Here is a 22,705-nt window from a genome sequence, read left to right on the forward strand (position 1 = left end):
AGCAGGCACTCTCGCAGTTGTCAAGACTTGACTTATACACATTGATCACGTTGCGGCGCGGTAGAAGCTTTAGTCGTGTCGGAACCCTTGCGCATTGCCCGCTTATTTGATCTCAGCCTTGTCTGGCAAGGGTTTCGCGGCTTCCGCGAGAAATGTGCGGAATCCCACAGAAGGCCGCTGCGGCGCGGTTTGCGGGCCGTTGGAGCGAAGTTCTCAACAAAGTTATCCACAGGCGTGCAGGGTCGACAGCAATTGTTCAGCCGAATCCAAAACTTAGCGCCGAAATTGAAGTTTTACTTTAAGTTCGGGCGGACAACTCATCGTCGGGCGATTCCGGGCGCGGACCGCGGTGCCGGGACGCGGCTCGCCGTCGCCAGAATCCACGCTGGCCGATGACTACTGCCGTGTTCGTTCGCGTCGCGCTGGATCACCCGCTGCCGACCCTCTTCGACTACCGCTGGAACATGTCCACGGCGGCCGTGCCGGGCACGCTGGTGAGCGTGCCGTTCGGCAAGCGCGACGCGGTGGGGCTCGTGTGCGAAGTGACCGCCCACAGCGAGGTGCCCGCCGACCGTCTGCGCGCGGTGAACGGTGTCTGCACCGCATGCCCGCCGCTGTCGGCAGAATGGCTCCGGCTTGCTGCCTTTGCCGCCGACTACTACCAGCGCGGTCTTGGCGAGGTGGCGCTGCCGGCGTTGCCGCAGGCGCTGCGCGACGCGTCGCGCTGGTCGCGGCTGCTCGCGCCGGAAGAGCGCTACAGCCTGACGCCGCAAGGCCGCCTGGCTTTGCCTGACGCTTTGCCGGCGCGCGCCACGGCGCTACGAAGTCTCGCGCAGGCGCTCGCGGCCAACGACTTTCTCTCTGCCGCCGACGCCCGCGCGCTGCACCCAAAAGCCATCGCGACGCTCGCCGCATGGCAGGCCGAAGGCTGGGTTGCACTTGAGCTTGTCGATGCCGCCACAGTCCTGCCGGCCCTAACATCCACAGCCACGCCGCCGCCGACGCTCCCCACGCTCACCGACGAGCAGGCCGCCGCCGTCGAAGCGATTCGCGACGCGCGCGGTTTTGCCCCGTTCCTGCTGCACGGCGTGACCGGCAGCGGCAAGACAGAAGTCTATTTGCGCGCGCTCGCGGAAATTCTCGCCGCCAACGCGGACGCGCAAGCGCTCGTCCTCGTGCCGGAAATCAATCTGACGCCGCAATTCGAGGCGGCTTTTCGCGCCCGCTTCGCGGCGCTGGCCGACACGGCGATCGTCACTTTGCACAGCGGCCTTGCCGAAGGCGAGCGAGCGCGTAACTGGTTCGCGGCGCACACCGGCCGCGCGCGCATCGTGCTGGGCACGCGGCTCGCGGTGCTCGCGTCGCTGCCGCGGCTCGCCGTGATCGTCGTCGATGAGGAGCACGATCCTGCTTACAAGCAGCAGGAAGGGCTGCGCTATTCGGCGCGCGACCTCGCCATTTATCGCGCGAAGCAGCTTGGCTTGCCGGTCGTGCTCGGGTCGGCCACGCCGTCGCTGGAAAGCTGGTGGCAGGCCGATCAGGGACGCTACAAGCGGCTCACGTTGTCGCGCCGCGCGGTCGCCGATGCGGTGCTGCCCACCGTGCGCCTGATCGATCTCGAAGAGGAACGCCGGCGCGGACGCGCTTCCGTCGAAGGATTGTCGGGTCCGCTGATCGCGGCGCTGAACGCGCGGCTCGAGCGCGGCGAGCAAAGTCTCGTATTCCTGAACCGGCGCGGCTACGCGCCGCAGCTCGCGTGCGACGCCTGCGGCTGGGTCGCCGGTTGTCCACGCTGCAGCGCCTATGTCGTTTTGCACAAGCCCGAGCGCGCGCTGCGCTGCCACCACTGCGGCTGGGAGTCGCGCATTCCGCGCTCGTGCCCGGAATGCGGCAATGTCGACATCGAGCCGATGGGCCGCGGCACCCAACGCGTCGAGGAAACGCTGGCGAGCGCGGTGCCGGGGGCGCGCGTGCTGCGCATCGACGCCGACAGCACGCGCCGCAAAGGCAGCGCGCAAGCGCTTTTTTCGGATGTGCACGCCGGCGAGGTCGACATCCTCGTCGGCACGCAGATGATCGCGAAGGGGCACGACTTTCAGCGCGTGTCGCTGGTCGGCGTGCTGAACGCCGATACCGCGCTTTTTTCGCACGACTTCCGCGCGAGCGAACGCCTGTTTGCGCAACTGATGCAGGTCAGCGGCCGAGCCGGCCGCGCCGGCTTGCCCGGCGAGGTGCTGGTGCAGACGCGTTATCCGCGGCACGCGCTTTATCACGCGCTTGGGCGCCACGATTACGTCGGCTTCGCCAATTCGACGCTGGCCGAGCGGCGCGACGCCCACTTGCCGCCGTTCGTCTATCAGGCGCTGCTGCGCGCCGAGGGCCGCACGCTCGAAGCCGCGCTTGCCTTTCTCCAGCAGGCCGCCGCCGAACTCGCCGGGATTCCGGCGGCCGAGCGCGTGACCGTCTATGACGCGGTGCCGCTCACCATCGTCAAGGTGATGCACGTGCATCGCGCGCAATTGCTTATCGAGAGCGCGTCGCGCGCCGCGCTGCAGGCCACGCTGCGCGCGTGGCAGCCGTTGCTGCGCGGTTTGAAGGGCGTGCTGCGCTGGAGCCTCGAAGTCGATCCGCTCGACATCTGAGCCCAAGGCGCGACGGACTCAACCGTCAGTGTCGACACCGGCTGCGCGCCGTGCGGGCGCGTGCTCGCACCGTATTCGAATAGCTCGCCGCGGGCGCCGGAGCCGCAGCGGCGACCCGCGTGGCTGTGCGCGTCCCCAATACCGCCGATGCCCGCGACGAAACCGGCGCGCCACGCGCCGCCAGTTGCCGATATCGCGCGGAAGATCTGTAGTCGCTGGAACAAAGCATGGTGACTCTCACGGTGTTCGCTTCTTCACGTTCGCCTTCCGGCTCCGGCCACTCACCGGCGCGTTGCGCTCGCGCCGCGCAGTGAGCGCTCGCTCAATCGTTCAACGCAGCCTGCGCGTCGCCGGCGGACGCGCGTCCTTCAGCAGGCTCGCGCTTGCCTGACGCGCCCGTGGCGCCGCGAATAAACAGCACAGCGCAGGTTGCGCACATCGCCCAGATGCCCAATACGACCAGCCACTTTTCCATTTCGCTGTCCTTAACCCCGTGCCGTTGTTGTTGGCGCGCCATCGCGTCGCGCCGGCTATGACTTCTTTAACGGCGCGCCGTCCGGTTTGATAAGGGCTGATGCAAAAGAAATGACGCCAGGGAAAATACCGATCCTTACCGCGCTCGCCGGCTGCGGCGCCACCGCCCGCAAACCCGCGTCGAATAAGGGTTTCGCTCGGGTGCAACCAATCCGGCGCAGCGGTTGCACCTTTTTATTGAGAGGGGTACGATTCGGCCAACTTTTAGTCTTTCACCAGCATTTCGTCTGGTCTCCGAAGAAGGAAACATGGCTAGCACCACCCTTGGCGTCAAGGTCGACGACCTCCTGCGTTCCCGGCTGAGAGATGCCGCTACGCGCCTCGAACGCACTCCGCACTGGCTGATCAAGCAGGCGATCTTCGCGTACCTCGAAAAGATCGAACAAGGCCAATTGCCGCCGGAACTGTCGGGCGCGGCCGGTTCGGCCGAGATGGGCGACGGCGCGGCGGTCGAGCATGACGAAGACGGCGCCGCGCATCCGTTCCTGGAGTTCGCGCAGAACGTGCAGCCGCAATCGGTGTTGCGCGCGGCGATCACCGCGGCTTACCGTCGGCCGGAGCCGGAATGCGTGCCGTTCCTGCTCGGCCAGGCGCGTCTGCCCGCCAAGCTCGCCGGCGACGTGCAGGCGCTCGCCGGCAAGCTCGTCGAAACGCTGCGCGGCAAGAGCAAGGGTGGCGGCGTCGAAGGACTGATCCACGAATTCTCGCTGTCGAGCCAGGAAGGCGTCGCGCTGATGTGCCTCGCCGAAGCACTGCTGCGCATTCCCGACCGCGCCACGCGCGACGCGCTGATTCGCGACAAGATCAGCAAGGGCGACTGGAAATCGCACGTCGGCCAGGCTCCGTCGATGTTCGTCAACGCCGCGACCTGGGGCTTGATGATTACCGGCAAGCTCGTGACGACCAACAGCGAGACGAGCTTGTCGTCGGCGCTCACGCGTCTGATCGGCAAGGGCGGCGAGCCGCTGATCCGCAAGGGCGTCGACATGGCGATGCGCCTGATGGGCGAGCAGTTCGTCACCGGCGAGAACATTTCCGAAGCACTGGCGAACAGCCGCAAGTACGAAGCGCGCGGTTTCCGCTACTCGTACGACATGCTCGGCGAAGCGGCCACGACCGAGGCCGACGCGCAGCGCTACTACGCGTCGTACGAGCAGGCGATTCACGCGATCGGCAAGGCGGCGGGCGGCCGCGGCATCTACGAAGGGCCGGGCATTTCGATCAAGCTGTCGGCGCTGCATCCGCGGTACTCGCGCTCGCAGCAGGAGCGCACGATGAGCGAGCTGCTGCCGCGTGTGCGTTCGCTCGCGATTCTCGCGCGCCGCTACGACATCGGCCTGAACATCGACGCGGAAGAAGCCGACCGTCTGGAGATCTCGCTCGATCTGCTCGAAGCGCTGTGCTTCGATCCCGAATTGGCCGGCTGGAACGGCATCGGCTTCGTGGTGCAGGCGTATCAGAAGCGCTGCCCGTTCGTGATCGAATACATTGTCGACCTCGCGCGCCGCAGCCGTCACCGGATCATGGTGCGCCTCGTGAAGGGCGCGTACTGGGACACCGAAATCAAGCGCGCACAAGTGGACGGCCTCGAAGGCTATCCGGTCTACACGCGCAAAATCTATACGGATGTGTCGTATCTCGCGTGCGCGAAGAAGCTGCTCGGCGCACCCGACGCGGTCTATCCGCAGTTCGCCACGCACAACGCGCACACGCTGTCGGCGATCTATCACCTCGCGGGCAACAACTACTATCCCGGCCAGTACGAGTTCCAGTGCCTGCACGGCATGGGCGAGCCGCTGTACGAGGAAGTGACGGGTCCGGTTTCGGCAGGCAAGCTGAATCGTCCGTGCCGCGTCTACGCGCCGGTCGGCACGCATGAAACGCTGCTCGCGTATCTTGTGCGCCGTCTGCTCGAGAACGGCGCGAACACGTCGTTCGTGAATCGTATCGCCGATGAAAACGTCGCGATTGATGACCTGATCGCCGATCCGGTCGAAGAAGCGTCGAAGATCGTCCCGCTCGGCGCGCCGCACGCGAAAATTCCGCTGCCGCGCAATCTGTATGGCGCCGAGCGTCTCAATTCGATGGGCCTTGATCTGTCGAATGAGCATCGTCTGGCGTCGCTGTCTTCGGCGCTGCTGGCGAGCGCGAATCATCCGTGGCGCGCCGCGCCGATGCTCGCCGACGATCAGATCGCGTTGGGCAACACACGCGACGTGCGCAATCCCGCGGATCATCGCGATCTGGTCGGCACGGTGGTCGAAGCGAGCGCGGAACACGTGAGCGCCGCGTTGGCGCACGCGGTCGCCGCCGCGCCGATCTGGCAGGCGACGCCCGTCGAAGCGCGCGCCGATTGCCTCGCGCGCGCCGCCGATCTGCTCGAAGCGCAGATGCATACGCTGATGGGTCTCGTCGTGCGCGAAGCAGGCAAGTCGCTCGCGAACGCGGTGTCGGAGATTCGCGAAGCCATTGACTTCCTGCGCTACTACTCGACGCAGATTCGCAGCGAGTTTTCGAACGACACGCATCGTCCGCTCGGGCCGGTTGTCTGTATCAGCCCGTGGAATTTTCCGCTGGCGATTTTCATGGGTCAGGTCGCCGCCGCGCTCGCAGCCGGCAACACGGTGCTCGCGAAGCCCGCTGAGCAAACGCCGCTGATCGCCGCGCAAGCCGTGCGGATTCTGCGGGAAGCAGGCGTGCCTGCGGGCGCCGTCCAGCTTCTTCCGGGCGACGGCGAAACGGTCGGCGCCGCACTCGTCGCCGATGCGCGCACGCGTGCCGTGATGTTCACCGGCTCGACGGAAGTCGCGCGTCTCATCAACAAGACGCTGTCGAGCCGCCTCGATCCCGAAGGCAAGCCGATTCCGCTGATCGCCGAAACGGGCGGTCAGAACGCGATGATCGTCGATTCGTCGGCGCTCGCGGAACAGGTGGTGGCGGACGTGATGCAGTCGTCGTTCGATTCGGCCGGCCAACGTTGCTCCGCGCTGCGCGTGCTGTGCTTGCAGGACGACGTCGCGGACCGCACGCTCGAAATGCTGACGGGCGCCATGCGTGAGCTGACGGTCGGCAATCCCGATCGGCTGTCGACCGACGTCGGCCCTGTGATCGACGTGGAAGCGAAGCGTGGCATCGACGCGCACATCGCCGCGATGCGCGAAAAAGGCCGCAAGGTCGAACAACTACCGTTGCCGGAAAATTGCGCGCAAGGCACGTTCGTCCCGCCGACGCTGATCGAGCTCGACAGCATCGACGAATTGAAGCGCGAAGTGTTCGGCCCGGTGCTGCATGTGGTGCGTTATCGCCGCAGCCAACTCGACGCCCTGCTCGAACAGATCCGCGCGACGGGTTACGGGCTGACGCTCGGCATCCATACGCGAATCGACGAAACCATCGCGCATGTGATCGGCCGCGCGCATGTCGGCAACATCTACGTGAACCGCAACGTGATCGGCGCGGTGGTCGGCGTGCAGCCGTTCGGCGGCGAAGGTTTGTCGGGCACGGGTCCGAAGGCCGGCGGCGCGCTGTATTTGCAGCGCTTGCTCGCGAAGCGCCCCGCTGGTTTGCCGAACTCGCTCGCGCAGGCGCTCGTCGCCGATGTACCGCAACGCCCGGAAAACAGCGACAATCCGTCGGCCGCGCTGACCGCGTTGACCGCGCTGCGCGACTGGCTGATCGCCGAACGCGAGCCGCAACTGGCGGCGCGCTGCGACGGTTATCTGTCGCATATGCCGGCCGGTGCAACGGCGGTGCTGACCGGGCCGACCGGCGAGCGCAACACGTACACGCTGGGCGCACGCGGCACGGTGCTGTGCATCGCGTCGACCGCAAGCGGCGCGCGCGTGCAGTTCGCGGCCGTGCTGGCTACGGGAAATCGTGCGCTGTTCGAAGGCGCCGCTGGTGAACAATTGGTCGCGCAACTGCCGGCGTCGCTGAAGTCTCATGCGAGCGTGCGCAAGAATGCCGACACGCCGTTCGACGCGGTCCTGTTCGAAGGCGATAGCGACGAACTGCTCACGCTCGTGAAGGAAGTGGCGAAGCGCCCGGGACCGATCGTATCGGTGCAAGGCGTCGCGTCACGCGCGCTCGAAAACGGCGACGAAGACTACGCGCTCGAACGTCTGTTGACGGAGCGCTCGGTCAGCGTGAATACGGCAGCCGCCGGCGGTAATGCGAATTTGATGACGATCGGTTGAGCGAACCTCATCGATCGCGCAGGAAAACGCCGGGCCGCCCCAAGTTTTCTTGCACCCCCTCGGGGGGCCTGGTGCGAAGCGCCAGGATTTGGGGGCGGTCATCAAAACGGAAGCGGTAACGGCGATCCCGGAAACCGCTCCATCCACACCTGGTACCAAGGAGAAGATATGCAACACAAGATGACACTGCTGGCAGGCGCAGCGCTGGCTGCGGCGATGTCGGTGGCGGGGACGGCCAACGCTCAATCGACGGAAGACGTGAAGGTCGGTTTCGCCGGCCCGATGACGGGCGCGCAGGCGCACTACGGCAAGGACTTCCAGAACGGCATCACGCTGGCTGTCGAAGACATGAACGCGACGAAGCCGGTGATCGGCGGCAAGCAGGTTCGCTTCGTGCTCGACGCCGCCGACGACCAGGCTGACCCGCGCACCGGCACGACCGTCGCGCAGAAGCTCGTGGACGACGGCATCAAGGGCATGCTCGGCCACTTCAACTCGGGCACGACGATCCCGGCATCGCGCATCTACGCGAACGCGGGCATCCCCGAAATCGCGATGGCGACGGCACCTGAGTACACGCAGCAAGGCTTCAAGACCACCTTCCGCATGATGACGTCCGACACGCAGCAAGGTTCGGTTGCCGGCGCGTTCGCGGTCAAGACGCTGGGCGTGAAGAAGATCGTGATCATCGACGACCGCACGGCCTACGGCCAGGGTCTCGCCGATCAGTTCGAGAAGGCGGCGAAGGCTGCGGGCGGCACGATCGTCGATCGCGAATTCACGAACGACAAGGCCGTGGACTTCAAGTCGATCCTGACCAAGGTGAAGTCGGTCAGCCCGGATCTGATCTATTACGGCGGCGCCGATTCGCAAGCAGCGCCGATGGTCAAGCAGATGAAGGCGCTCGGCATCAAGGCGCCGCTGATGGGCGGCGAAATGGTCCACACGCCGACGTTCATCAAGATCGCGGGCGACGCGGCGAACGGCACGGTGGCATCGCTCGCCGGCCTGCCGCTGGAAGAAATGCCGGGCGGCAAGGACTACGTCGCGAAGTACAAGAAGCGTTTCAACGAAGACGTGCAAACGTACTCGCCGTACGCATACGACGGCGCAATGGCGATGTTCGCCGCGATGAAGAAGGCGAATTCGACCGATCCGGCGAAGTACCTGCCGGTGCTGGCCCAGACGTCGATGCCGGCTGTGACGTCGTCGAACCTTTCGTACGATGCGAAGGGTGACCTGAAGAACGGCGGCATCACGCTGTACAAGGTTGTCGACGGCAAGTGGACGACGCTGCAAAGCGTGGGCGGCAAGTAAGCTACTTTTTGCAGCTTGCTGTGACGTTGTGAGAACCCCGCTTCGGCGGGGTTTTTTTATGGGTTACAGGCGGGGCCTTTCTCTATTCCCCGCGCAACTTCCTCCCCTGCTCCCGAATCTGCTCGAGCGTCGCGCCTGGCGTACTCGCTTCCTGCGGCATGCGAATCTCGATTACCGCCGCGCGCTTCGCTTCCAATGAACGCTGCAACGCCGGGAGAAAATCTTCGGTACGTTCCACCGTTTCGCCGTGTGCGCCGAACGATCGCGCGAATGCCGCGAAGTCGGGATTCGTGAGCCCGGTGCCATGCACGCGGTTCGGATAGTGCCGTTCCTGATGCATGCGGATCGTGCCGAAGTGCCCGTTGTTCACGACAATGAAAAGCACATGCAAGTCGTATTGCATCGCCGTCGCGAGTTCCTGCGCAGCCATCATGAAGCAGCCGTCGCCGGCCAGCGCGACCACCGCGCGTTGCGGATAGAGCGACTTCGCCGCGATCGCCGCAGGCACGCCGTAGCCCATCGCGCCGCTCGTCGGTGCAAGTTGCGAGCGGTAGTGCCGATACGAAAAGTGCCGATGCAGCCACGTCGCGTAATTGCCTGCGCCGTTGGTCAGGATCGCGTCGTCAGGAAGATGCGCGCGCAACTGTTGAATGACTTCGCCCATCTGCACATCGCCGGGAATCGGGCGAGGCTTGCGCCACTCCAGATACGCGCGATGCGCTTCGTCCGCCGCGCCGCTCCATGCGAGTGTTTCGGCCGACGGCTTCAAGGCCGCCAGCGCCGCCGTCAGTTCCGGCATGCCGGAGACGATCGGCAGATCGGCCGCATAAACGCGTCCCAACTCTTCCGCGCCCTGATGAACGTGAACCAGCGTCTGCTTGGTCTTCGGAATGTCGAGCAGCGTGTAGCCATTCGTCGTCGCCTCGCCGAGTCGCGGCCCGAGCACGAGCAGCAGATCGGCATCGCGGATACGCTGCGCGAGTGCCGGATTGATGCCGAGCCCGACATCGCCGGCATAGTTCGGATGCTCGTTATCGAGCGTGTCCTGGAAGCGGAACGCGAGGCCAACCGGCAACTGCCAGTTCTCGACAAAGCGTTGCAGGTCCGCGCATGCGCCGGGCGTCCAGCCGCTGCCGCCCGCAATGACCATCGGCCGTTGCGCGCGCTCGAGCAGTTCGCGAAGCCTGTCGATCTGTGCCGCCGACGGCGACGCCGCCACTCGCTGATAAGCCGGCGCGCCGGGCACGGCGTCGCATGCATCGCTCAGCACGTCTTCGGGCAAGGACAGCACGACAGGTCCAGGACGCCCGGATGTCGCCGTGTGAAACGCGTGACTCAGATACTCGGGAATGCGCTTCGGATCGTCGATCTGCGCGACCCATTTCGCCATCTGACCGAACATGCGCCGATAGTCGATCTCCTGAAACGCTTCGCGGTCGAGATGCTCGCGCGCGCATTGGCCGATCAGCAGAATCATCGGCGTCGAGTCCTGAAACGCGGTGTGTACGCCGATGGACGCATGCGTCGCGCCGGGTCCCCGCGTGACGAGCGCGACGCCTGGCCGGCCGGTCAGCTTGCCGACCGCTTCGGCCATGTTCGCGGCCGCCGCTTCATGGCGGCAGACAATCGTCTGAATGCGCGTGGTCTCGTCGTGCAGTGAGTCGAGCACCGCGAGAAAGCTCTCGCCGGGCACACAGAAAACGCGCTCGACACCGTGCGTGAGCAACGCATCGACGACGAGGCGCGCGCCGGTCGTTCGAGCGGCGGCAGAATCGGAAACGGGAGCATTCGGCAGCGACATTGCGATGGGGCCTCCAGGCAGTGAGTGCGGTGAGTGCAGTGAGTGCAAGTGAGCCCCGACAGCTTACGCCGACAGCGTGTGCAGTGTCACGGCGCAGCGCAATGCATGGTCACGCCGCGGACATGGCCCCGCGAATGCGCAAACAAAAACGCGGGCCGAAGAGCCCGCGTTTCGATACGCCGCGATCATCGAATCGCCCATCAACACTCGACGATATTCACCGCCAAACCGCCGCGCGAGGTTTCCTTGTACTTCGTCTTCATATCCGCGCCGGTCTCGCGCATGGTCTTGATGACCGAATCGAGCGACACGTAGTGACTGCCGTCGCCGCGCAACGCCATGCGCGCCGCGTTGACCGCTTTCACCGATGCCATTGCATTGCGCTCGATGCACGGAATCTGCACCATGCCGCCGACCGGATCGCACGTGAGCCCGAGATTGTGTTCCATGCCGATCTCGGCCGCGTTCTCGACCTGCCTCGGCGTGCCGCCCATTACCGCAGCGAGCGCGCCCGCGGCCATCGAGCACGCGACGCCCACTTCGCCCTGGCACCCCACTTCGGCGCCGGAGATGGACGCGTTCAGCTTGTACAGAATGCCGATAGCCGCCGCCGTCATCAGGAAGTCGATCACGCCCTGCTCATTGGAGCCGGGCATGAAGCGCGTGTAGTAATGCAGCACGGCCGGGATGATGCCCGCCGCGCCGTTGGTCGGCGCGGTGACGACGCGCCCTCCCGCGGCGTTTTCCTCGTTGACGGCGATCGCATACAGGTTGATCCAGTCGACCATCGAAAGCGGATCGCGCAACGCCAGTTCAGGGTTGCCCGACAGCGCACGATACAACTGCGGTGCGCGGCGCTTCACCTGGAACGGGCCCGGCAAATTGCCGTCCGCGTCGGGATTGTTGATGCCGCAACCACGCGACACGCACGACTGCATCACGTTCCAGATCTTCAGCAGGCCCGCGCGCGTTTCTTCTTCGGTATGCCAGACGCGCTCGTTGTCCCACATCAATTGCGCAATGCTTTTACCGGTCGATTCGCACAGCGCGAGCAACTCGTTGCCGCTGCGAAACGAGTGCGGCAATTGATCGACGGCAGCCAGCACTTTCGTGTTCGGCGCGCCGGCCGTCACGACAAATCCACCGCCTACCGACAGATACGTCGATTCGCGCAACGTCTCGCCGTTCGCGTCGAACGCGCGCAGCTTGAGTCCGTTCGGATGTTCGGGCAGCGCCTGGCGGTAAAACGAAATGTGGTCCTTCTGAACGAACGGGATTTCATGCGTGCCGAGCAATGCCAGCTTGCGGGTGCTGCGCACGGCTTCGAGCCGCTCTGCAATCGTGTCGGGATTCACTGTGTCGGGCGCGTCGCCCATCAGACCGAGCATCACGCCGCGATCCGTGCCGTGACCTTTGCCCGTCGCGCCGAGCGAGCCGTACAGATCGACCTTCACCGAGGCCGTGTTCGCAAGGAGCCCGTCGCGTTCGAGCCCTTGCGCGAACATCAGCGCCGCGCGCATCGGCCCGACCGTATGCGAGCTCGACGGACCGATGCCGATTTTGAAGAGATCGAACACACTGACTGCCATTGACTGCTCCCTGCTGATGAAATGTTGGTTTAGCGCGCCGGCATCGGCAAACACACGGCAAGCCATGCGGGCGGCGTTGCTGCAAGCTGCAGCGCGATCGGCGTATAGCGTCCGTCGAGACGCGCCGCCAGATGAAAGAGCTCCGTCGCGTTCTTCGGGTCCCATTGACCCGAGTAGCCGGGCAAGCCGGCTTCGCGACGTTTGGCGTCGAAGGCGACGCTCGAATGCACGAATTCCTCGTGCGTCTTGCTGCCGGCCGCATACGGCGCGAGCCAGTTGAGCGCAGCTTGCAGCGACGCGCCGTTCGCGCCCTTCTCCGGCAGCCAGTTGCGGTTGTGGCGGCGCGCCGCAACAGCGGCCGTGACCAGCGGCTGCAGATCGTAAGTGACGTAGTGCAGCGCATCACGTTCGGCGAAATCGACGGTCGAACCATCCGGCTCGATGTTGTCGCCGACATGCTCGACAAAGAGACGCTGCGCCGCGTTGATCATCTTGCGGTTGTCGAGCGTGAAAGCGGCCATTGCAATCAGTTTGATCCGGTGGCTTTGCCAGTTGTTCCGGTAATTGCCTTTCAATGGACGCGGCTGCTCGTCGATCTGCGCGATATAGCCGTTCGCGAGCTTCGTCAGAAACGCCATCGACGCATTGCGCGTTTTCACGGGCAGCGCGCTCGCGGTCATGTCATACGCGAGAATCAGCCCTTCGAAATGCGTTTCGTCGATGGGATTGAAGCTCGGCTGATAAGTCGTGACCCACGCGTACAGCAAGCGATCGACGAGCTTGAGATAGCGGTCGTCGCTCGTTGCGCGCCACGCGAGCGCGGCGTCGCGCAGCAAGTCCAGATCTTTTTCCGCCTCGACGCTCTGATCGTAGATGCCCTCGTGCGGCAGCGTGCCTTCGGTGTGCAGCTTGGCCTGCGCGTGCGGCCGGTCGTTCAGATGCGCCTGCACATTGCTCACCAACGCCTTCACGCCGGGATCGGCGTTCGTGCGCTCGCTGGTTTGCCACGCGGGCGCCGCGCAAAAATTCATTGCGGCGTGCGCGTGCCGCAGCGGCAGCAACACGGCGGCGCCGGCGAACAGCATGGCGCCCGCTTGCCGCCGCATATGGATGCGCGTCGCTTTGGCCAGGCTTTGCATCAATCGCACCTTTCGCACCATGCGAAACTCCTCGTTGGGCTGATTTGGTGTGTGATGTTAGCCGTTTGCGGCCTGAAGCGACAGAAGCGCGCGCCGCCCGTCTATCAGCACGGGTAACGCGCGCCGAAGGCAACGCTTACTCGTAATCGGCGACCGGCACGCAGGAGCAGAACAGGTTGCGATCGCCATACACGTTGTCCGCGCGGCCGACCGGCGGCCAGTACTTCTTCGCGATCAACGTGGGCAGCGGATACGCCGCCGTTTCGCGCGCATACGTGTGCTTCCAGTCGTCGGCGATCACGACTGCGGCCGTGTGCGGTGCGTGCTTCAGCGGATTATCTTCGCGGTCCGAATGGCCTTCTTCCACCGCGCGAATTTCCTCGCGGATCGCAATCATCGCTTCGATGAAACGGTCGAGCTCTTCCTTCGATTCCGATTCGGTCGGCTCGACCATCAGCGTGCCCGGCACCGGGAAGCTCATGGTCGGCGCATGGAAGCCGTAGTCGGCGAGGCGCTTCGCGACGTCGTCGACGGTGATGCCGCTCGTTTCCTTGATCGGACGCAAATCCAGAATGCATTCGTGTGCGACGAGTCCGCCGGGGCCCGAATACAGCACCGGATAATGCGGCGCGAGTTTCTTCGCGACGTAGTTCGCATTGAGGATCGCGGTTTCGGTCGCGGCGGTCAGGTTTTTCGCGCCCATCATCGCGATGTACATCCACGAGATCGGCAGGATCGACGCCGAGCCGTACGGTGCGCCCGACACAGCGCCGATGCCGTTCGGCGCGCGTTCATAGCCCGACGAAATCTGATTCGGCAGGAACTGCGCGAGATGCGCGCCGACCGCGACCGGACCGACGCCCGGTCCGCCGCCGCCGTGCGGAATGCAGAACGTCTTGTGCAGATTCAGGTGCGAGACGTCGCCGCCGAATTGACCCGGCGCCGTCAGGCCGACCATCGCGTTCATGTTCGCGCCGTCCACATACACCTGGCCGCCGCGCGCATGCACGATCTCGCAGATTTCGCGCACGTTCGCCTCGAATACGCCGTGCGTCGACGGATACGTAATCATGATCGCCGCGAGTTTGTCGGCGTGCTGATCGGCTTTCTTCTTCAGATCTTCGATGTCGACGTTGCCTTGCGCGTCGCACGCAACCACCACGACCTGCATGCCCGCCATTTGCGCCGACGCCGGGTTCGTGCCGTGCGCCGAAGCCGGAATCAGGCAGACATTGCGATGCGCTTCGCCGCGCGACGCGTGGTACGCGTGAATAATCAGCAGGCCCGCGTACTCGCCTTGCGAGCCGGCATTCGGCTGCAGCGACACCGCTGCATAGCCGGTTGCCGCGACCAGCATCGCTTCGAGCTGATCGATCATTTCGCGGTAGCCGACGGTTTGCTCAGCGGGCGCGAACGGATGAATCTGACCGAACTCGGGCCACGTGACCGGCAGCATTTCCGAGGTCGCGTTCAGCTTCATCGTGCACGAGCCGAGCGGAATCATCGAACGGTCGAGCGCGAGGTCCTTGTCCGACAGGCTGCGCAAATAACGCAGCATTTCCGTTTCCGAATGATGACGGTTGAACACGTGGTGCGTGAGGTACGCGCTCGTCCGTTCGAGCGATGCCGGCACCGATGCGGTGTTCGACGCGGTCAGCGCAGAGTCGAGCGCGTCGACTTGCGGGACATCGCGCGCGCCCGCGGCTTGCGCGAACACCGCGAGCAGATCGGCGAGATCGGCGCGCGTGGTCGTTTCGTCGAAGGACACGCCGACTTGCGTATCGCTCACGCGGCGCAGGTTGATGCGCTTCGCGTTGGCCGCGTCGTGCAGCGCCTGCGTGCGCGCGCCGGCGTCGAACGTGAGCGTGTCGAAGAACGTTTCGTTGACGAGCGTGTAGCCGAGCTGCTTCGCGCCTTCCGCGAGCAATGCGGCGATGCGGTTCACGCGCAACGCGATGGTCTTCAGGCCGCGCGGGCCGTGATAAACCGCGTACATGCTCGCCATGATCGCGAGCAGCGCTTGCGCGGTACACACGTTCGACGTCGCCTTCTCGCGGCGGATATGTTGTTCGCGCGTTTGCAGCGCGAGACGCAGCGCGGGATTGCCTTGCGCGTCGACGGTCACGCCGACGAGACGGCCCGGCATCTGACGCTTGAATTCATCGCGCACGGCGAGATACGCCGCGTGCGGACCGCCGAAGCCAACCGGCACGCCAAAGCGCTGCGTGTTGCCGACAGCCACGTCCGCGCCCCACTCGCCCGGCGGCGTCAGCACGGTCAGCGCGAGCAGATCGGCGGCGACCACCACGTGGCCGCCCGCTGCATGGATCGCTTCGGTGAGCGCGCGGTAGTCGCGCACATCGCCGTTCACGCCCGGATATTGCAGCAGCACGCCGAATGCGTTCGCATTCGCGGCTTCATCTGCGGGGCCGACTTTCACTTCGATGCCGACCGGGGTTGCGCGCGTCTTTATCACTTCGACGGTTTGCGGCAACACGTCGTCGGCGACATAGAACACGTTCGACTTCGGCTTGCCGACGCGTTGCAGCAGCGTCATCGCTTCGGCTGCGGCGGTGGCTTCGTCGAGCAGCGACGCGTTCGAAATCGCGAGCCCCGTCAGATCGATCACCATCTGCTGGAAGTTGAGCAGCGCTTCGAGTCGGCCTTGCGAGATTTCCGGCTGATACGGCGTGTACGCCGTGTACCAGGCCGGATTTTCGAGCACGTTGCGCAGAATCACCGTCGGCGTGTGCGCGTTGTAATAACCCTGCCCGATGTACGAGCGGAACACCTGGTTCCTGTCCGCGAGTTCGCGCAATGCGGCGAGCGCTTCCGCTTCGCTTTTCGGTTGCGTGAACGGACCGAGCGGCAGCGGCTCGGTGCGGCGGATCGTCTTCGGAATGACGGCGTCGATCAGCGCGGCGCGCGACGCGAAGCCCAACGCTTCGAGCATGGCCTGCTGGTCGGCCGCATCCGGGCCGATGTGCCGTTCGGCGAAGGCGTCATGCACTTCGAGCGCGGCAAGCGAGAGAGGAGTGCGGTTCATCAGACGATCCGGGTGTTCGAGCTTCATGGTGTTCCTGGCGGTGCGGCTGTCCTTGCGCGAAGGGCGCGCCGCACCTGACGGTTAGACGAGAGGTGAATCAGGCGCCGATCGACTTCGTGTACGCGTCGGCGTCGATCAGACGGTCGAGCGTGGCGTCCGCGGCCGGCTTGATCTTGAAGAGCCAGCTTTCGTACGGCGTGCTGTTGACCGAATCCGGCGAGTCGGACACGGCGCTGTTCGCTTCGATCACTTCGCCCGAGACCGGCGCGTAAATGTCCGACGCGGCTTTCACCGATTCGATCACCGCGACCGTGTCGCCGGCGGTCACGGTCTTGCCCAGTTCCTGGACTTCGAAGAAGACGATGTCGCCGAGCGCTTCCTGCGCATGGTCGGTAATGCCGACCGTCAGCGTGCCGTCCGCTTCGGTGCGGACCCATTCGTGCGATTCGGTGTATTTCAGATCGGCCGGGATGCTCATCGGATGCTCCTATGCGGTGTGATTCGGTAGTGACTGGATAAGGGACGCGCGCGCCGGTGGCTTGCGGAGGCTCAGGCCGCCGCGAGCACTTTGCCGTTGCGCACGAACGGCAGTTTTACCACGCTTGCAGGAACGGATTTGTCGCGAATCTGCACGTGGACGATATCGCCCGGCTGCACGCCTTGCGGCACGCGCGCGAAGGCGATCGATTCCTGCATCGTCGGAGAAAATGTGCCGCTGGTGATTTCGCCTTCGCCGTGCGGCGTGACGACCTTCTGATGCGCGCGCAGCACGCCTGCGGCCTTGCCGTTTTCCTTGCGCAAGATCAGGCCGACGAATGCGGCCTTCGAGCCGTCCAGTTCGAGCCTGCTTTTGCCGACGAATTCGCGCGGCGAAGCGAGGTCGACCGTCCACGCGAGACCGGCGTCGAGCGGCGAGGTGTTGTCGTCCATGTCCTGGCCGTACAGATTCATGCCGGCTTCGAGGCGCAGCGTGTCGCGCGCGCCGAGACCTGCCGGGCGCACGCCTTGCGCTTGCAGCGCGTTCCACAGCGCAACCACGTGGTCCGCAGGAACGATGATCTCGAAGCCGTCTTCGCCGGTGTAGCCGGTGCGGGCGACGGTCAGTTCGCCGAACGGCGCGGCTTCGATGCGCGCGGCGTTGAAGGGCTTCAGCGCCTCAGTGGCGGCGCGGAGGGAGGGCGCCGTCTGCCAGACCTTCTCACGTGCGTTCGGACCTTGCACGGCGACGATCGCGAGATCGCGGCGCGGCGTGATCGTCAGGCCGAAGCCGCCTTCGTTCAGTTGATTGAACCACGCGATGTCTTTATCGGCGGTGCCCGCGTTGACGACCACGCGGAAATGATCTTCGCCGAAGTAATAGACGATCAGATCGTCGATCACGCCGCCGTCGGGGTTCAGCATGCACGAGTAGAGCGCGCGGCCCGGTGTTTGCAGCTTGCCGACGTTGTTGGCCAGCGCGTATTCGAAGAACGCACGCACGCGCTCGCCGGTGAAATCGACGACGCACATGTGCGAGACGTCGAACATGCCCGCGTCGGTGCGCACCGCGCGGTGTTCGTCGATCTGCGAGCCGTAGTTGACGGGCATGTCCCAGCCGCCGAAATCGACCATGCGGGCATTCAGCGCGCGATGGGTGGCGTTGAGCGGAGTGTGTTTGAGTTCGGTCATGGGGCCTCGGGCGTCTCGCGAAACAAAAAAGGCCATGCGGCGCCGCGCCTCGCGCCTTTAGCGGCGAGCGTGGTGCTGCATGGCCCCTCTGTCCTCGATACCTGAGAGATTGCGCTGCCGTGGCGATATGGATTCGCCACGGTGAACGCGCGCCCCTTCGGTGGGCAGCTTGCCAAGGTCTGCGCGGCGTGTGCGACGCAGACGGCTACTGCCGCTCTCCAGAGTGCGAAAAACCGCGCCTTGATGTTTGCCAGCGTATTGCCTGGCTGTTACGTGGGCGCGAGTTTTTCGACGCGGTCGGTCCTTTTGCCTGAGAGTTTCCGGGTGTGCCCCTTCGGCGGCGCGGCCTGCGAATTCAGCGGCCAGCGCGCTCTCCCGACGCGTGCGGCGAATGTACGCGAGGCCCGGAGGCTTGTCAAATAAAGGGCGTGTCCGCCGAAGGGCTGGTGCGCCGCGCTTTAGGGCCGGCTTCGGGCCGGCATGTTGCGCCGGCTCGCCGTCATTCGCCGATCGCGCGCGCCGCGCCGTCGAGTTCCTCGTTGAGCACGCGCTGTTCGTCGGCGGACAGACCGCCGCCGTGCTGCGCGGCCATGTCGTGCGCTTCACGCCGAATCACGTCGAGCCGATGATGCAGTTCGCCCCCTTGCGGCGGCGGGTAATAGCCCTGATTCACGCGATTGTCGATACGGCGGCTCAGGTTGTCGATGCGGCCGTCGACCTGACGCAGCCGCTTGTCGGCAATCTGCTGCGGGTTCGGGCGCGGCGCCGGTTCGGGCTGCGGCGCGACCACACAGGCGGCGAGGGAACTGAGCAATGCGCATGCGGCGAGCGCGCGGATGATACGTGGCATGGACTCTCCGTGAAGTCGTTGTCGTTTTGCGATGCTACCCACGTAGCAACGGATCACGGCTCGCTCACGCTGACCCCAAAGGCCGGCCGATTTGTAACGTTATATTGCTTGCGGTTTTGTCAGTCGGCTGCCGGTCGCTTGCCTGTCGCCTGTCGAGGTTTGCCGGCGCGAGGTGCGAGATGCTTCGCTTCGCGCCGGCCTGGGCGTTTAACGAATGCGTTCGAACGGCAAGCGGATGCCTTCGTCGGAACTGCGCGCCGCGAGTTCGATGATCGTCATCACATCGACGGCGTCTTGCGGGCTCACGGGGAACTTCACGCCATGTTGAATCGCGTCGGCGAGCGCGATATAGAAGCCCGCGTAATCGCCATTGCGCGTCGGCACTTCCCGCTCTGCTTCGCGATCGCCGTCGAGCACCCGCAGCGTGCCTGCCGCGTTGCCGGCGGCGAAGCCCTCGTCGCCCGGACGCAGGCCCGCTTTCAACTGGTCCTCTTGCGTGTCGAGCCCGTATTTCACGTAGCTGCCGCGCGTGCCGTGAATGACGAAGCGCGGCGCGACGATCGCCGTCAGCGCGCTTGCATGCAGCACGACTTCGAACGCGCCGTAGCCCAACTGGATATGCACGTAGTCGGGTGCGCTCGCCTGATCGCGATGCGTGCGCACCGTTGCCGCCACGGTCTGCGGCGCGCCGAACAGCGCGAGCGCCTGGTCGATCAGATGCGGCCCGAGGTCGAACAGCAGACCGCCGCCGCGCGACGCTTCCTCGCGCCAACGCTGGCGCACTTCGGGCCGGAAGCGGTCGAAATGCGATTCATAGTGCGTGACGCGCCCCAACTCGGCGCTCGCGAGCAGATCGCGCACGGTCAGAAAATCGCCGTCCCAGCGGCGGTTGTGAAACGGCACGAACAGCTTGCCCCGCGCGAGCGCGATGTTGGCGAGCGTGTGCGCGTCTGCGGCGGTGAGCGTCACCGGTTTGTCGACGACGACGTGCTTGCCCGCTTCCAGCGTGCGGCGCGCGAGGTCGAAGTGCGTGTCGTTCGGCGTGGCGATCACGACGCAGTCGATGTCGTCGAGCGCAAGCAGCGCGTCGAGGTCGGCGACGACTTTCGCGTGCGGATAGTCGGCGAGCGCGGTCTCCGGCTTGCCGGTGGCGATAGCCGCGACGCTCGCGCGGCCGCAGTGCGCGATCACCGGCGCATGAAAGGTCGCGCCGGCGAACCCGTAACCCATCAATCCCATTTTCAGCGATGCGGACATGCGTGTCTTCCTGCAAAAACGGCGCGCCGCTTTGCCACCGCGGCGGCGGCGCGCAACGCCGTCATTGTGGCATGGGCGCGCGGCGACGGAGCGTCGGCGGATCGCGTGCGATTTTCGCGCTGGCTGATGGCGGCCGTGTGCCCGATGCGATTCGTCGGCCGAATTTATCCGCCGATTTCATCCGTGTTAGCATCGCTCCTCTCGCGCGAACCTGGGCGCGTCGACCGGCTTCAGATCACGCGCGGCGCGTATGCCGCAGCGCGCGCCGGGCGGCCACTCCGCTCGCTTCGCGACTCGCTGCAAGACTGTGCCGCGGCGCCGTGAGCGCCGCTTTTAACGGCGCGTTTCCCCGAGGGCCGCGCCTTTCATAGCCGCGTCCTCGCAGCCGCATTTCAACCGCAACACCCCATCTACAGACGATGTCCGCAGGCCTCAATCCCGCTCAAAGTGAAGCGGTCCGTTATCTCGACGGGCCGTGTCTCGTGCTCGCCGGCGCAGGCAGCGGCAAGACGCGCGTGATCACGCAGAAAATCGCGCACCTGATCGACGCGAAGGGCTTCGAGCCGCGCCACATCGCGGCCGTCACGTTCACCAATAAGGCCGCCGCGGAAATGCGCGAGCGCGTGGGCAAGCTGCTCGAGGGCAAGACGCTCACGACGCCCGGCAAGGAAGGCCGCAAGGTGCCCGTCAATCAGTTGACTGTTTGCACGTTCCACTCGCTCGGCGTGCAGATTCTGCGGCAGGAAGCCGAGCACGTCGGCCTGAAGCCGCAGTTCTCGATCATGGATTCCGACGACTGCTTCGGCATGATCCAGGAACAGGTCGGCTCGACGGACAAGGGCTTTATCCGCAAGATCCAGTCGATCATTTCGTTGTGGAAGAACGGCCTGATCATGCCCGACGAGGCGATGGCGATTGCCGCGAACGAAGACGAGCATCAGGCCGCGATCGTCTATCGCAACTATGTGGCGACGCTGCACGCGTATCAGGCGGTCGATTTCGACGATCTGATCCGCTTGCCCGCCGAACTCTTCGCGAAGAACGAGCAGGTGCGCGACCGCTGGCAAAACAAGCTGCGTTATTTGCTGATCGACGAGTATCAGGACACCAACGCGTGCCAGTATGAATTGCTGAAGCAGCTCGCCGGCCCGCGCGCTGCGTTCACGGCGGTCGGCGACGACGACCAGGCGATCTACGGCTGGCGCGGCGCGACGCTCGAAAATCTCGCGCAGCTCGGCAAGGATTTTCCGAAGCTGCATGTGATCAAGCTCGAGCAGAATTATCGTTCGACGGTGCGCATTCTCACGGCCGCGAACAATGTGATCGCCAACAATCCGAAGCTCTTCGAAAAGAAGCTGTGGTCCGAGCACGGCATGGGCGATTCGATCACGGTCACGCCGTGCAACGACGAAGAGCACGAAGCGGAATCCGTCGTGTTTCGTCTGTCGGCGCACAAGTTCGAGCGGCGTGCCAATTTCCGCGATTACGCGATTCTGTATCGCGGCAATTTCCAGGCGCGCATCTTCGAACAGGTGCTGCGCCGCGAGCGGATTCCGTATGTGCTGTCGGGCGGTCAGTCGTTTTTCGATAAGGCCGAGATCAAGGACATCTGCGCATATCTGCGCCTGATCGCCAATGCGAACGACGACCCCGCGTTCATCCGCGCGATCACCACGCCGCGGCGTGGCGTCGGCAATACGACGCTCGAAGCGCTCGGATCGTTCGCGGGCCAGGCGAAGGTGTCGCTGTTCGAGGCCGTGTACATGGGCGGCATCGAGGCGCGCCTGTCGCCGCGTCAGATCGAACCGATGCGCGCGTTCTGCGACTTCATGCAGCGCCTCACCGACCGCGCCGAAAAAGATGCGGCCGGCACGCTGCTCGACGAGTTGATGGACGCGATCCACTACGAAGCGTATCTCTACGATGCATTCGACGAACGCCAGGCACAGGCGAAGTGGCAGAACGTGCTCGAGTTCATCGAATGGTTAAAGCGCAAGGGCACGAAGGCTGAGCCGGGCGATCCGGGGTCGGCTGGGTCGGCGAATGGGGAAGCTACCGGTTACGACACGGCCGACGGTCTCGCCGATACCGGCAAGAATCTGCTCGGTTTGATCCAGACGGTCGCTTTGATGTCGATGCTGGAAGGCCGCGAAGAAGATCCCGACGCGGTCAGGCTTTCGACGGTGCACGCGTCGAAGGGCCTCGAGTATCCGCATGTGTTTCTGGTGGGCGTCGAGGAAGGCATCATGCCGCATCGCGGCGGCGCGGACGACGAGCCGATCGACGACGGACGCATCGAGGAAGAGCGCCGTCTGATGTATGTGGCGATCACGCGCGCGCAGCGCAGCCTGCATCTGAACTGGTGCAAGAAGCGCAAGCGCGCGCGAGAGACGGTGGTCTGCGAGCCGTCGCGGTTCATCCCCGAGATGCTGCTCGACGATGCCCCGCCGCCGACGCCCGAAGAAGCGCCGATGTCGCCGAAAGACCGGCTCGCGAGCTTGAAGGCGCTGTTGCAGAAGCCATGACGCGCGGCGTGGCTTGCTATCGTGAGTCCGCAAGACCACGCTGAGCAAAGGTGCTTCGGCTGGTTTCGCGGATGCGCGCGCTACAGTGGCGCGGCTAGTTGGTCGCGTTAGACGCATTACTCGCGCGCCTTCGAGCATGCC

General features: G+C 64.9%; 13 protein-coding genes and 2 riboswitches. Of the genes, 4 read left to right on the forward strand and 9 right to left on the reverse strand.

Annotation, left to right across the window (positions count from 1 at the left end; all coding sequences use genetic code 11):
* The first annotated feature begins 392 nt into the window (after positions 1–392).
* Positions 393–2,642, forward strand: a complete 2,250-nt coding sequence (locus C8K18_RS23120; RefSeq protein WP_107710023.1) for a primosomal protein N' — start codon at positions 393–395, stop codon at positions 2,640–2,642.
* Positions 2,643–2,964: 322 nt separating this feature from the next.
* Here C8K18_RS23120 and C8K18_RS33390 read toward each other — a convergent pair whose 3' ends face one another.
* Positions 2,965–3,117 (reverse strand): hypothetical protein, encoded by a 153-nt coding sequence (locus tag C8K18_RS33390; protein ID WP_006050855.1) that lies wholly within the window; start codon positions 3,115–3,117, stop codon positions 2,965–2,967.
* Between the two features lie 307 nt (positions 3,118–3,424).
* On the opposite strand from C8K18_RS33390, the gene putA reads away from it, so the two are divergent.
* Both putA and C8K18_RS23130 read left to right on the forward strand, forming a co-directional pair.
* Complete coding sequence (gene putA / locus C8K18_RS23125; protein ID WP_107710021.1) at positions 3,425–7,372, forward strand: trifunctional transcriptional regulator/proline dehydrogenase/L-glutamate gamma-semialdehyde dehydrogenase; 3,948 nt, start codon at positions 3,425–3,427, stop codon at positions 7,370–7,372.
* A gap of 168 nt (positions 7,373–7,540) precedes the next feature.
* Positions 7,541–8,689: a branched-chain amino acid ABC transporter substrate-binding protein gene (locus tag C8K18_RS23130; protein ID WP_107710019.1), complete on the forward strand. Its 1,149-nt coding sequence runs from the start codon at positions 7,541–7,543 to the stop codon at positions 8,687–8,689.
* Positions 8,690–8,771: 82 nt separating this feature from the next.
* Here C8K18_RS23130 and C8K18_RS23135 read toward each other — a convergent pair whose 3' ends face one another.
* The 8 genes from C8K18_RS23135 to C8K18_RS23170 form a co-directional block, all read right to left on the reverse strand.
* Positions 8,772–10,490: a thiamine pyrophosphate-binding protein gene (locus C8K18_RS23135; RefSeq protein WP_053858899.1), complete on the reverse strand. Its 1,719-nt coding sequence runs from the start codon at positions 10,488–10,490 to the stop codon at positions 8,772–8,774.
* Positions 10,491–10,690: 200 nt separating this feature from the next.
* The gene (locus tag C8K18_RS23140) at positions 10,691–12,079 is read right to left on the reverse strand and encodes an L-serine ammonia-lyase (protein ID WP_107710018.1); all 1,389 of its coding nucleotides are present in this window, start codon (positions 12,077–12,079) and stop codon (positions 10,691–10,693) included.
* Between the two features lie 29 nt (positions 12,080–12,108).
* Positions 12,109–13,239: an alginate lyase family protein gene (locus C8K18_RS23145; protein WP_006050860.1), complete on the reverse strand. Its 1,131-nt coding sequence runs from the start codon at positions 13,237–13,239 to the stop codon at positions 12,109–12,111.
* A 115-nt stretch (positions 13,240–13,354) separates the two neighbouring features.
* Positions 13,355–16,291, reverse strand: a complete 2,937-nt coding sequence (gcvP, locus tag C8K18_RS23150) for an aminomethyl-transferring glycine dehydrogenase (protein WP_107710015.1) — start codon at positions 16,289–16,291, stop codon at positions 13,355–13,357.
* Positions 16,292–16,361: 70 nt separating this feature from the next.
* Positions 16,362–16,742 (reverse strand): glycine cleavage system protein GcvH, encoded by a 381-nt coding sequence (gcvH, locus tag C8K18_RS23155; RefSeq protein WP_006050862.1) that lies wholly within the window; start codon positions 16,740–16,742, stop codon positions 16,362–16,364.
* Positions 16,743–16,813: 71 nt separating this feature from the next.
* Complete coding sequence (gene gcvT / locus C8K18_RS23160; RefSeq protein ID WP_107710013.1) at positions 16,814–17,932, reverse strand: glycine cleavage system aminomethyltransferase GcvT; 1,119 nt, start codon at positions 17,930–17,932, stop codon at positions 16,814–16,816.
* Between the two features lie 78 nt (positions 17,933–18,010).
* Positions 18,011–18,164, reverse strand: a riboswitch (glycine riboswitch).
* 55 nt (positions 18,165–18,219) lie between these two features.
* A riboswitch (glycine riboswitch) is annotated at positions 18,220–18,320 on the reverse strand.
* Positions 18,321–18,431: 111 nt separating this feature from the next.
* Positions 18,432–18,782 (reverse strand): hypothetical protein, encoded by a 351-nt coding sequence (locus tag C8K18_RS23165; RefSeq protein WP_107710011.1) that lies wholly within the window; start codon positions 18,780–18,782, stop codon positions 18,432–18,434.
* 207 nt (positions 18,783–18,989) lie between these two features.
* The gene (locus C8K18_RS23170) at positions 18,990–20,039 is read right to left on the reverse strand and encodes an oxidoreductase (protein WP_107710009.1); all 1,050 of its coding nucleotides are present in this window, start codon (positions 20,037–20,039) and stop codon (positions 18,990–18,992) included.
* 419 nt (positions 20,040–20,458) lie between these two features.
* On the opposite strand from C8K18_RS23170, the gene C8K18_RS23180 reads away from it, so the two are divergent.
* The gene (locus C8K18_RS23180; protein ID WP_107710005.1) at positions 20,459–22,564 is read left to right on the forward strand and encodes a UvrD-helicase domain-containing protein; all 2,106 of its coding nucleotides are present in this window, start codon (positions 20,459–20,461) and stop codon (positions 22,562–22,564) included.
* Positions 22,565–22,705 lie beyond the last annotated feature (141 nt).

The organism is Paraburkholderia sp. GV068 (assembly GCF_003058125.1).
Lineage (GTDB): Bacteria > Pseudomonadota > Gammaproteobacteria > Burkholderiales > Burkholderiaceae > Paraburkholderia > Paraburkholderia graminis.